General features: G+C 70.8%; 10 protein-coding genes and 1 rRNA gene. 9 read left to right on the top strand and 2 right to left on the bottom strand.

All coding sequences use genetic code 11. The features are described from left to right. From rrf to pstB, 9 genes are all read left to right on the top strand, one after another. A 5S ribosomal RNA gene (rrf, locus tag ABT263_RS38955) occupies positions 1-69 on the top strand; the annotation flags it as partial. A 74-nt stretch (positions 70-143) separates the two neighbouring features. Next, positions 144-1,181, top strand: coding sequence for a mycothiol synthase (mshD, locus tag ABT263_RS25740; protein WP_352293713.1), 1,038 nt, complete (start codon positions 144-146; stop codon positions 1,179-1,181). Positions 1,182-1,607: 426 nt separating this feature from the next. Continuing rightward, positions 1,608-3,785 (top strand): RNA degradosome polyphosphate kinase, encoded by a 2,178-nt coding sequence (locus tag ABT263_RS25735; protein ID WP_329492196.1) that lies wholly within the window; start codon positions 1,608-1,610, stop codon positions 3,783-3,785. Positions 3,786-3,924: 139 nt separating this feature from the next. Next, the gene (locus ABT263_RS25730) at positions 3,925-5,010 is read left to right on the top strand and encodes a CHAD domain-containing protein (RefSeq protein ID WP_352293710.1); all 1,086 of its coding nucleotides are present in this window, start codon (positions 3,925-3,927) and stop codon (positions 5,008-5,010) included. Between the two features lie 43 nt (positions 5,011-5,053). After that, positions 5,054-5,515, top strand: coding sequence for an NUDIX hydrolase (locus ABT263_RS25725; protein ID WP_380385525.1), 462 nt, complete (start codon positions 5,054-5,056; stop codon positions 5,513-5,515). A gap of 274 nt (positions 5,516-5,789) precedes the next feature. After that, positions 5,790-6,920: a phosphate ABC transporter substrate-binding protein PstS gene (pstS, locus tag ABT263_RS25720; protein WP_352293707.1), complete on the top strand. Its 1,131-nt coding sequence runs from the start codon at positions 5,790-5,792 to the stop codon at positions 6,918-6,920. 149 nt (positions 6,921-7,069) lie between these two features. Continuing rightward, positions 7,070-8,050: a phosphate ABC transporter permease subunit PstC gene (gene pstC / locus ABT263_RS25715; protein ID WP_329489082.1), complete on the top strand. Its 981-nt coding sequence runs from the start codon at positions 7,070-7,072 to the stop codon at positions 8,048-8,050. Then, on the top strand, positions 8,047-9,123 hold the full coding sequence (pstA, locus tag ABT263_RS25710; RefSeq protein ID WP_329489083.1) for a phosphate ABC transporter permease PstA: 1,077 nt from the start codon (positions 8,047-8,049) through the stop codon (positions 9,121-9,123). Before pstC ends, pstA begins: the two co-directional genes overlap by 4 nt. Before the next feature lie 68 nt (positions 9,124-9,191). Continuing rightward, entirely contained in the window at positions 9,192-9,968 is a 777-nt protein-coding gene (pstB, locus tag ABT263_RS25705) for a phosphate ABC transporter ATP-binding protein PstB (RefSeq protein ID WP_329489084.1), read from the top strand. Positions 9,969-10,101: 133 nt separating this feature from the next. Here the strand turns inward: pstB and ABT263_RS25700 are convergent, their stop codons facing one another. Next, a complete protein-coding gene (locus ABT263_RS25700) occupies positions 10,102-11,097 on the bottom strand; it encodes an inorganic phosphate transporter (protein ID WP_352293704.1) in 996 nt (331 codons plus the stop codon). Positions 11,098-11,102: 5 nt separating this feature from the next. Beyond that, positions 11,103-11,723, bottom strand: coding sequence for a DUF47 domain-containing protein (locus tag ABT263_RS25695; protein WP_329489086.1), 621 nt, complete (start codon positions 11,721-11,723; stop codon positions 11,103-11,105). Positions 11,724-11,823 lie beyond the last annotated feature (100 nt).

Raw genomic sequence — 11,823 nt, 5'->3', positions numbered from 1 at the left:
GAAGCTAAGCCTCACAGCGCCGATGGTACTGCAGGGGGGACCCTGTGGGAGAGTAGGACGCCGCCGAACAATCATTCCAAAGAACCCCCCGATCCTTACGGATCGGGGGGTTCTTTGCGTTTCCCTTGACGTATCGTCAGAGCATGGACGATCAGGACGCGCAGCAGGAACGGGTCTACGAGGGAACGCCGACGACCGGCGAGGGGGCGGTCGTCGCTCGCGAGGTGCTCCGGCCGGAGGCGCGCGACGGTGCGCTGCGCGTGCTGACGGAGGCCCAGGCGGTGGACGGCCGCGCCGCGGTCTCCGAGCAGGGGCGTCTGCGGCTCCGCTCCTCGGACGCGGCCCGCCCGGGAGTCGTCCACTTCGTCCAGCGGGCAGCAGATCCGGCACAGCCGGTGGACGACGTCGTCGGCTACGCGCAGCTGGAACTCCCCCAGGGCGACCCGGCCGGGGCCAACCCGTCGGCCGAGCTCGTGGTGGCGCCGGCCGCCAGGGGCCGCGGCTTCGGCCGCCCGCTGCTGGACGCGGTACTGACCGAGGCGCACCGGGCCGGCCGCGACCACGTCGACGTCTGGGTGCACGGCGGGCACCCGGCGGCCCGCCACCTGGCCGGGAAGTACGGCGCCGAGCTGGTCCGCGAGCTGCGGCAGATGCGCCGCACCGGTCCGCAGACCGAGGCGGTCGCCCTCCCGGACGGCATCGAGCTGCGGACCTTCCGCCCCGGCGAGGACGACGCCGAGTGGCTGCGGCTGAACGCGCTGGCCTTCGCGCACCACCCGGAGCAGGGCTCCTGGACCGAGCAGGACCTCGCGGACCGGCTGGCCGAGCCGTGGTTCGATCCGGCCGGCTTCTTCCTCGCGACCCGCGGCGGCCGGGCGGTCGGCTTCCACTGGACCAAGGTGCACCCGGCGGCCGCCACCGAGCCGGCCCTCGGCGAGGTGTACGTGGTCGGCGTGGACCCGGCGGAGCAGGGCAGCGGCCTCGGCCGGGCGCTGACCGCGGCCGGCCTGCGTCACCTGACCGGCGGCGGACCGGGCGAGCGAGGGCTGGAGACGGTCCTGCTCTACGTGGATGCGGACAACCCGGCCGCCGTGCGCGTCTACGAACGACTGGGGTTCACCGTCCACGAGGTCGACCTGATGTACCGCGTCCAGTACCGCGGGCCCGCAGCGGCCGAATGAGACCGGCCGAATGAGGCCGGCCGAGCGACCCCGCGCGCCGGTGTCGTACCGCGACCGGGCCGCCACCCGGTCGCAGTAGGGTTGATCGCGCGCGGGTACCCGTCGGCAGGCACGGAACCACGGTCAGGCGCGGCGCCGGGACGGCATAGCGGACAGTCGGGGCCGAAGCAACGGGTGGGCCGCCAAGCCCCGGCTCCGACCGATTCAGCTTTCCTCCTGGCCATGCGGTGTTTACCGTGGATTCAATTGCTGCCGCGAAGATCACAGGATGAAGTCCGTAGTGTCTCGCTCGTGCAGCGTCGGCGACGCCTGCCGGCCGGTCCCGTGTTGACCGCGCCGGGCGGGTGGGCGTTGGCGCTGGGCGAGGACGACGGCCCGCAGAGCCTTTCCCGTCCGGACGCCGTCCTGCTGGAGGAGCTGGAGCCCATGAGCATCCCCCGCCCTGTCTCTGCCCCGCTGTCCCCTCCGGCCCGGATGTCCAGTGCGCTGGGGATACCGCCGGAGCTTCCGGCCGCGGATGACGAGCTGTTCGACGAACTGCCCCAGGGCCGTTTCCTGGACCGCGAGCGCAGCTGGCTCGCGTTCAACGAGCGGGTGCTGGAACTGGCGGAGGATCCGCAGATCCCGCTGCTGGAGCGGACCAAGTTCCTCGCGATCTTCGCGAGCAACCTGGACGAGTTCTTCATGGTCCGGGTGGCCGGCCTGAAGCGCCGGATCGCCACCGGGGTGGCCCAGCGCAGTGCCTCCGGCCTCCAGCCGCGCGAGGTGCTGGACCTCATCTGGACCCGTTCGCGCGAGCTGATGGCGCGGCACGCCGCCGCCTGCCAGCAGGAGGTCCTGCCGGACCTCGCGAGCGAGGGCATTGAGCTGGTCCGCTGGCCCGAGCTGGCCGAGAAGGAGCAGGCCCGCCTGCACACCCTGTTCCGGCAGAAGATCTTCCCGGTGCTCACCCCGCTGGCGGTGGACCCGGCCCACCCGTTCCCCTACATATCGGGACTCTCCCTCAACCTCGCCGTGGTGGTGCGCAACCCGGTCTCCGGGCACAAGCACTTCGCCCGGGTGAAGGTGCCGCAGTCCCTGGCCCGCTTCCTGGAGGCCTCCCCCCAGCGCTACGTGCCGCTGGAGGACGTCATGGGCGCCCACCTGGAGGAGCTCTTCCCGGGGATGGAGGTGCTCGCGCACCACGCCTTCCGGGTCACCAGGAACGAGGACCTGGAGGTCGAGGAGGACGACACCGAGAACATCCTCAAGGCCCTGGAGAAGGAGCTCATGCGGCGGCGCTTCGGCCCGCCGGTGCGCCTGGAGGTCGAGGAGTCGATCGACCCCTACATCCTGGACCTGCTGGTGCGGGAGCTGAACATCACCGAGGCGGAGGTCTTCCCGCTGCCCGGTCCGCTCGACCTCACCGGTCTGTTCGGCATCGCCGACCTGGACCGCCCCGAGCTGAAGTACCCGAAGTTCGTCGCGGGCACGGCGCGCGGTCTGACCGACGTCGAGTCGGCCTCGCAGCCGGACATCTTCGCCGCGATGCGCGAGCGGGAGGTCCTGCTGCACCACCCGTACGACAGCTTCTCGACCTCGGTGCAGGCCTTCCTGGAGCAGGCCGCGGGCGACCCGGACGTGCTGGCGATCAAGCAGACGCTGTACCGGACCTCCGGTGACTCGCCGATCGTGGACGCGCTGATCGACGCCGCCGAGTCGGGCAAGCAGGTGCTGGTGCTGGTCGAGATCAAGGCGCGCTTCGACGAGCAGGCCAACATCAAGTGGGCCCGCAAGCTGGAGGAGTCCGGCTGCCACGTGGTCTACGGCCTGGTCGGGCTGAAGACGCACTGCAAGCTGTCCCTGGTGGTCCGCCAGGAGGGCGACACCCTGCGCCGCTACTCGCACGTCGGCACCGGCAACTACCACCCGAAGACGGCCCGGCTGTACGAGGACATCGGGCTGCTGACCTCGGACCCGCAGGTCGGCGCGGACCTCTCGGACCTCTTCAACCGGCTCTCCGGCTACTCGCGCCGCGAGTCCTACCGGCGGCTGCTGACCGCGCCGCGCGGCCTGCGGGACGGACTGATCTCCCGGATCCACAACGAGATCGCCCATCACCGGGCCGGCCGTCCGGCGTTCGTGAAGATCAAGGTCAACTCGATCGTCGACGAGGCCGTGATCGACGCGCTCTACCGGGCCTCCCAGGCCGGGGTGCCGGTGGACGTCTGGGTGCGCGGGATCTGCGCGATCCGCCCGGGTGTGCCGGGGCTGAGCGAGAACATCCGGGTGCGCAGCGTCCTCGGGCGGTTCCTGGAGCACTCGCGGATCTTCGTCTTCGGCAACAACGGGGACCCGGAGGTGTGGATCGGCAGCGCCGACATGATGCACCGCAACCTGGACCGCCGGATCGAGGCGCTGATGCGGATCACCGACCCGGCGCACCGGGCCGAGCTGTCCGGGCTGATCGACCTGGGAGTGTCGGACGAGACCGAGTCCTGGCACCTCGGGCCGGACGGCGCCTGGACCCGGCACGCCCAGGACGCCGAGGGCAAGCCGCTGCGACACGTCCAGGACCTGCTCATCGACTCGCGCCAGCGCCGCCGCGCCGCCACCGCCCGCTGACCGCGAGCCGCCGCCACGACCCATGGAGCGACCCACCGGGGCGAGCCGCCGACACGGGCCGCCCAGCGTCGGGATCCGCTGCGGCGGTCGGCCACCAGCCCCGGGGGACGGCTCCGGGGGAACGGGGATCTACCTAGTCATGACCGATGCGCCGATGACGGCCCAGACGGCCTCCACCGCGACCGCCGGGGACATCCTCTCCAGCCATCTCACGGCCCAGGCCGGGGCGTTCCTGCGGGCCCTGCCGATGGCCGTGGGCGAGGTCGGCGCCAGACCGGGGGCGGCCGTCGTCCCGTCCACCGGCACGGCCGGACTGCTGCGGGCGGTACGGCGGATCGGCGGGCTGCTGCACACCTTCGGCGGGTCCTTCGACCAGGCCTGGGCGCAGGAGTCGCGCACCGAGCTGCGCTGGCTGCTGAACCTGCTGGCGCTGGAGCCGGGGTACGTCCGCCGGTCGGCCCGGCTGCTGGGCGCGCTGGACGCGCTGACCGGCAGCGAGGCGGACGGTCCCGGCATGCTGGCCGGCCACGCCGGGGCGCCGAAGGCGCGGGCGCTGCTCGACCGCCAGCTGACGCTGGCCCGGACCAGGGCGCACTCGACCGTGCTGCAGGAGCTCCGTTCGGCGCGGCTGCACGCGCTGGCGGACCGGATGACGCTGCTGGTCGCCGAGGCGCCGCTGCTGGAGACGGCGGACGGCCGGGCCGGCGCGGTGCTGCTGCCGCAGGCGGCGACGGCGTTCGGCGCGCTGACGGCGAGCGCCCAGCAGCTGCCGCTGCGGCGGGCAGCCACCCCGTACGGCGGGGACGGTCTGCGCCGGCTCGGCGCGGTGCCGGCGGCCCGGGGCGCGATGGACGCCGACGCGGCGCTGGCGGCGGACGACGCGCCGTGGCACCGGGTGCGGATCCTCGTGAAGCGGGCCCGCTACGCGCTGGAGGTGTGCGGCCTTCCGGCCGCCGAGCTGGACGCGCTGGACGAGGTGCTGCGCCGGCACCAGGAGGCGGCCGACGCGGCGGTCACCGCGGCCACGGCGGCGCGGACGCCGAGGATCACACCCGCGACCGCCTACGTGCTCGGCGTGGTGCATGCTGATCAACGACTGGAGGTGGAGGCGGCACGGTACGCCTTCGGCCGCCGGTGGCCCGAACTCCCGCCGGGCCTGGACGACTGGCTGGAGATCCCCCCTGCCGAGGGCTGGGGGTACACCCCCGCACCCCGGACGGCATGACGTGCACGACCGCCTGAGCACCGAGCGGGCCCACGGCTCGACCATCAGCAGCCCGCGGCCCGGGCGGGGGCCGGTGGTGCTGGCCGCCGGCGCGGTGCTCTGGCTGCCGGGGCGCCCGAAGAAGAGCGGCCGGCTCGGGCGGCCGCGGATCGCGCTGATCCACCGCCCCAAGTACGACGACTGGAGCCTGCCGAAGGGCAAGCTCGACCCGGGGGAGGGCGTGGTCGAGGCGGCGCTGCGCGAGGTGCGCGAGGAGACCGGGTTCTCCTGCGTGCTGGGGGACGAGCTGCCGACGCAGCACTACCTGGCGCAGGGGCGGCCGAAGGAGGTCCGGTACTGGGCGGCGGTGCCGGCGGCCGGGGAGTTCCGGCCGAACCGGGAGGTGGACCGGCTGGAGTGGCTGCCGGCGGGGAAGGCCAGGGCCAGGCTGACGCACGAGCGCGACCGGGTGCTGGTGGACGCGCTGCTCGGGATGCTCGGCGCGCGGCCGGTCCGGTCCTCGTAGCCGGGCCCGCCCTCCTGGCCGGACCGGTGACGGAACGTCGGCAGTGATCTTCCCGCGCCCTGCTCGTGACGCAACCGTTACTACCTGACGTAGTTTCCTGTCATCCGTCCGAGGTTCACTCCCCGTTCACTTCCGACCGGCTGACGTGTCACTTACCCGGCTTAACTTCGGGGTTACCGGAGGGCCGCACGGGCCCCGGACCACAGCAAAACCCGCGCCCCGCCGTCCTCGTACGGTCCGCGTGCCGGGCAATGCCACAGAAAGGGACACCCCTGTGAAGCTCCAGCGGAACGGCCGCTCCAAGGCCCTCGCCATCGGTGCCATGGCGCTCGTCAGCTCGCTGTCGCTCGCCGCCTGCGGTTCGGACGAGAACAACACCAGCGCGTCCGGCGGCAGCGGCTCCGCCTCGGCTCCCGCAATCGCCTGTGGCAGCAAGCCCGCCGCCCTGATCTCCGCGGGTTCCACCGCGCAGGGCAACGCGATCGACGTCTGGAAGAACAACTTCGGCGCCGCGTGCTCCGGCTCCAGCATCAACTACGGCGGCGGCGGCTCGGGCGCGGGTGTCCAGCAGTTCAACCAGGGCAAGATCCAGTTCGCCGGTTCCGACTCGCCGCTGAAGCCGGCCGAGGTCGAGGACAGCAAGAAGGTCTGCACCGGCGGCCAGGGCATCAACCTGCCGCTCGTCGCGGGTCTGATCTCGATCGTCTACAACGTGGACGGCGTCGACAACCTGGTCCTGGACGGCGCGACCGCCGCCAAGATCTTCGACTCGCAGATCACCAAGTGGAACGACCCGGCGATCGCCGCGCTGAACCCGGGCGCCAAGCTGCCGGACGCCGACATCCAGGCCGTCCACCGCACGGACGACTCGGGCACCAACGAGAACCTGACCAAGTACTTCGCCAAGGTCTCCAACGGCGCCTGGAGCTACCCGGCCGCCAAGGCCTGGGCCGGCAAGGGCGGCCAGGGCGCGAACGGCTCCGCCGGTGTCGCGGCCCAGGTGAAGCAGGTCAAGAACTCGATCAGCTACGCCGAGCTGTCCTACGCGCAGAGCAACAACCTGAAGAGCGCCGCGATCGCCACCGGCGCCTCCAAGCCGGTCGAGGCCACCGCCGCCAACGCCGCCACCACCTTCGCCAAGGCGAAGATCGCGGGCACCGGCAGCGACCTGGCGCTGACCCTCGACTACGGCACCAAGGAGGAGGGTTCCTACCCGATCGTCCTGGTCACCTACGAGATCGTCTGCGACAAGGGCAACAAGGCCGACACCCTCGACGCGCTGAAGGCGTTCCTGACCTACGCCGCCAGCGACGCCGGTCAGAAGGCGGTCGGCGACACCGGCTACGTCGCGCTCCCGAAGGAGCTGACGGACAAGGTCAACGCGGTCATCCCGACCCTGGCCTGATCCAGCCCGACCTCCGGTGGAGCGGCCCCGTGGACGAGGGGGCCGGGGCCGCTCCGCCGGACAGCACGACTTCGCCATGAGCACGTCCGGGGCACCGCCGCCAGGGTGCCGCCCCCTCGGGGCAGCACCACCAGACCGGAGTAGACCACATGACTTCATCCTCCCCTGCCGCCCCGCGAGGCAGGGAACGCCGCAAGCGTGACAGCCGGCTCGGCGACAAGATCTTCATGAACGCCGCCCGTGGGTCGGGCATCCTGCTGCTGGTCATCATGGCCGCCATCGCAGGCTTCCTGACCTGGCGCGCGGGCATCGCGCTGAGCAAGAACGAGGGCAACTTCCTCACCACCTTCGAGTGGACGCCGGACGCCGCGAAGCCCGTCTTCGGCATCGCCGTCCTGGCGTTCGGCACCATCATCAGCGCGGCGCTCGCGATGGCGATCGCCGTCCCGGTGGCCATCGGGATCGCGCTGTTCATCTCGCACTACGCGCCGCGCCGGATCGCCCAGCCGTTCGCCTACCTGGTGGACCTGCTGGCCGCCGTGCCCAGCATCATCTACGGCCTCTGGGGCGCGCTCTTCCTGGTGCCGCACCTCTACGGGCTGACCAGCTGGCTGGACGAGTACCTCGGCTGGACGTACGTCTTCGACCAGTCCCGGGTCGGCACCGTGCCGCGCACGCTGTTCACCGTGGGCATCCTGCTGGCCATCATGATCCTGCCGATCATCACCGCGGTGACCCGGGAGGTCTTCCGGCAGGTGCCGCGGATGCACGAGGAGGCGGCGCTCGCGCTCGGCGCGACCCGCTGGGAGATGATCCGCACCGCGGTGCTGCCGTTCGGCCGCCCCGGCATCATCTCGGCCTCGATGCTCGGCCTCGGCCGTGCGCTCGGCGAGACCATCGCGGTCGCGGTGGTGCTCTCCTCCAACAACGTCCTCTCGCTCCACCTGCTCGACCCGGGCGGTGGCACCTTCGCGCAGAACATCGCGCTGAAGTTCGCCGAGGCCCAGCCCTTCGGCCGGGACGCGCTGATGGCCTCCGGCCTCGTCCTGTTCGTGATCACCCTCGTGGTGAACGGTGCCGCGCGGCTGATCGTCGCCCGCCGCAAGGAGTACTCGGGGGCCAACGCATGAGCGCCGCGACCACGTCCGTTCCGGCGGACACCCGCCCGGTCGGCCGCCCGCTGACCTCCAACCGCCTGCCCAGGTGGACCCCGGCCGCCGTCGCCGCCGGCTCGATCGCGCTCGGCTGCGGGATCGGCGCGGTCGGCGGGCTGGAGAGCCACCTGCAGTGGGGCCTCATCTCGGCGCTGCTGTTCCTGGGGATCAGCTACGGGCTCGCCGCCCGGGTCGAGGGCCGCCGCCAGGCCAAGGACCGCTTCGCCACCTCGGTGGTCTGGGTCGCCTTCATCCTGGCCGTGGTGCCGCTGGCCGCGCTCACCATCTACACCGTCCAGCAGGGCGCGGAGGTGGTGAACGGCAACTTCCTGACGCACTCGATGAAGGGCGTCCGCTACTCGGGCCCCGGCGGCGGCATCTACCACGCGCTGATCGGCACCATCGAGCAGGTCCTGCTGGCCACCGCGATGGCCGCCCCGATCGGTCTGCTGACCGCCGTCTACCTGGTCGAGTACGGCCGGGGCCGGCTCGCCAAGGCGGTCACCTTCTTCGTCGACGTCATGACGGGTGTCCCGTCGATCGTCGCCGGTCTGTTCATCCTGTCCCTGTGGAACATCGCCCTCGGCTTCTCCTACTCGGGCTTCTCGGGCTCCCTCGCGCTGGCGATCCTGATGATGCCGGTCGTGGTCCGTTCCACCGAGGAGATGCTGAAGCTCGTCCCGAACGAGCTGCGCGAGGCGTCGTACGCCCTCGGCGTGCCGAAGTGGAAGACCATCCTGCGGATCGTCCTCCCCACCGCGATCGGCGGCATCACCACCGGCCTGATGCTCGCGGTCGCCCGCATCACGGGCGAGACCGCCCCGGTGATGATGCTGGTCTTCGGCGCGGACTTCATCAACAGTGACCCGTTCAACGGGCCGCAGCAGTCGCTGCCGATGTACATCTGGCAGCAGTACGCGGTGGTGAACAACGACTACGGCTACGCCCGTGCCTGGGGCGCGGCGCTGGTGCTGATCGCCTTCGTGATGGGGCTCAACCTCATCGCCCGGGGCATCGCACGCTGGCGTTCGCCCAAGGGCGGACGCTGAGCGCCCGACTGACGTACGACCCAGAATTCATTAGCGGCCCCCGGCCGCGGGCGAGAGAAGTAACGATCATGGCCAAGCGCATCGACGTCAGCGGACTGTCCGCCTTCTACGGCACCACCAAGGCCATCGAGGACATCTCGATGAGCATCGAGCCCCGCTCGGTGACGGCCTTCATCGGCCCCTCGGGCTGCGGCAAGTCCACCTTCCTGCGGACCCTCAACCGGATGCACGAGGTGATCCCCGGCGCCCGTGTCGAGGGCAAGGTGCTCCTGGACGACGAGAACCTCTACGGCTCGCACGTCGACCCGGTCGCCGTCCGCCGGGCGGTCGGCATGGTCTTCCAGCGGCCGAACCCGTTCCCGACGATGTCGATCTACGACAACGTGATCGCCGGGCTGAAGCTCGCGGGCGTCCGCAAGAAGTCCGTCCTGGACGGCGTGGTGGAGAAGTCCCTCAAGGGCGCCAACCTGTGGAACGAGGTCAAGGACCGGCTGAACAAGCCGGGTGCCGGCCTCTCCGGCGGTCAGCAGCAGCGCCTCTGCATCGCCCGCGCCATCGCGGTCGAGCCGCAGGTCCTGCTGATGGACGAGCCCTGCTCGGCGCTCGACCCGATCTCCACCCTCGCCATCGAGGACCTGATCGGCGAGCTGAAGTCCCAGTTCACGATCGTGATCGTGACGCACAACATGCAGCAGGCGGCCCGCGTCAGCGACCGCACCGCCTTCTTCAACCTCGCCGGGGTCGGCCAGCCGGGCAAGCTGATCGAGCTGGACGACACCCAGCGGATCTTCTCCAACCCGTCCGTGCAGGCGACCGAGGACTACATCTCCGGCCGTTTCGGCTAGACCGCCCGGAGCCAGAGCTGCTTCGTGGTGCTGCATGGCGGTGCCGCCGCGAAGTATGAGGAAGGGCCCGCCCCCGAGACGTGGGGGCGGGCCCTTGCCATGTCAGCCGGCGCGTCCTGCCCGGCCCGGGGCGTCAGCCCCAGAACAGGTGGACGAACCAGTACATCAGGGCCGCGACGATCGCGGCGGCCGGCATCGTGATGAACCAGCCGAGCACGATGTTCTTCGCGACGCCCCAGCGGACCGCGCGGATCCGCTTGGTGGCGCCCACGCCCATGATCGCCGAGGTGATCACGTGGGTGGTGGAGATCGGCGCCTTGAAGACGAACGAGGTGATGTACATGACCGTCGAGGCGGTGGCCTCGGCGGCGAAGCCCTGCGGCGGGTCCAGCTCGATGATCTTGCGGCCGAGGGTCCGCATGATCCGCCAGCCGCCCGCGTAGGTGCCCAGCGAGAGCATCGTGGCGCAGGAGATCTTCACCCAGACCGGGATGTCACTGCTGTCGTGGTGGCCCGAGATGGTGAGCGCCATGACCACGATGCCCATGGTCTTCTGGGCGTCCTGCAGACCGTGCGCGAGGGCCATGGCGGCGGCCGACGCGGTCTGCGCGACCCGGAAGTTGCGCTTGGCGCGGTGCGGGTTGGCCCGCCGGAAGATCCACAGGATCGCCAGCATGACCAGGTAGCCGCCGACCAGGCCGACGATCGGCGAGACGATCATCGGGATGACGATCTTGTCGAGGACGCCGCTCCAGATCACCTCGGTGCCGCCGGCCAGGGCCGCCCCGACCATGCCGCCGAACAGCGCGTGGGAGGAGGAGGACGGCAGGCCGAAGTACCAGGTGACCAGGTTCCAGGCGATCGCGCCGACGAGGGCGGCGAACAGGATCGCCATGCCCTGGTTGCCGGTCGGGGTGGCGATGATGCCCTTGGAGACGGTGTGCGCCACGCCGCTGCCGAGGAAGGCGCCGGCCAGGTTCATCACCGCGGCCATCGCGAGCGCGGCCCGCGGGGTGAGGGCCCGGGTGGAGACCGAGGTGGCGATGGCGTTCGCGGAGTCGTGGAAGCCGTTGGTGTAGGTGAAGAAGAACGCAACGCCGAGGACGGCGATGAGTGCAGCCAGGTCCACGGGGGTCAGGACTCCTTGACGGCGATGGTCTCCACCGTGTTGGCGACGTGCTCGAACGCGTCCGCCGCCTCCTCAAGGACGTCCACGACCTGCTTGAGCTTGAGCACCTCGATGGCGTCGTACTGGCCGGAGAACAGGTGGGCGAGCAGCTTGCGGTGGATCTGGTCGGCCTGGTTCTCCAGCCGGTTGACCTCGATCCAGTACTCGGTGAGGTTGGACATGGTGCGCAGGTTCGGCATCGCCTCGGCGGTGAGCTCGGCGGCGCGCGCCAGCACCTCGATCTGCTGTTCGATGCCCTTGGGCAGGGTCTGGATGTCGTAGAGGACGACCAGGTCGACGGCCTCCTCCATGAAGTCCATGATGTCGTCCAGCGACGAGGCGAGGCTGTAGATGTCCTCGCGGTCGAAGGGCGTGATGAACGACGAGTTCAGCTGGTGGAAGACCGCATGGGTGGTGTCGTCCCCGGCGTGCTCGGCGGCGCGCATGCGCTCGACGATCTCCGCGCGGGCCGACACGTCTGATCCCAGCAGTTCCAGCAGGAGCTTCGATCCCACGACGAGGTTCTCCGCTGCCGCGGCGAACATGTCGTAGAAACTCGTCTCCTTCGGGGTCAGGCTAAAACGCACGGAAATCTCCGATGTGCGGGGTAGGGACTGAACGATGCTAGGTGCAACCAAGCGCAATTGCGCAAACGGGGTGGTGCGAGGGGAGGCGGATCCTCCGCTT

Origin of the sequence: Kitasatospora sp. NPDC001603 (genome assembly GCF_040298365.1) — a bacterium.
Lineage (GTDB): Bacteria > Actinomycetota > Actinomycetes > Streptomycetales > Streptomycetaceae > Kitasatospora.
This window is presented reverse-complemented; position numbering and strand designations above follow the sequence as displayed.

Bases quoted from the DNA above. Each gene is read 5' to 3' on its own strand.
- mshD (WP_352293713.1), top strand. From the start codon at position 144: ATGGACGATCAGGACGCGCAGCAGGAACGGGTCTACGAGGGAACGCCG.
- ABT263_RS25735 (WP_329492196.1), top strand. From the start codon at position 1,608: ATGAGCATCCCCCGCCCTGTCTCTGCCCCGCTGTCCCCTCCGGCCCGG.
- ABT263_RS25730 (WP_352293710.1), top strand. From the start codon at position 3,925: ATGACCGATGCGCCGATGACGGCCCAGACGGCCTCCACCGCGACCGCC.
- pstC (WP_329489082.1), top strand. From the start codon at position 7,070: ATGACTTCATCCTCCCCTGCCGCCCCGCGAGGCAGGGAACGCCGCAAG.
- pstA (WP_329489083.1), top strand. From the start codon at position 8,047: ATGAGCGCCGCGACCACGTCCGTTCCGGCGGACACCCGCCCGGTCGGC.
- pstB (WP_329489084.1), top strand. From the start codon at position 9,192: ATGGCCAAGCGCATCGACGTCAGCGGACTGTCCGCCTTCTACGGCACC.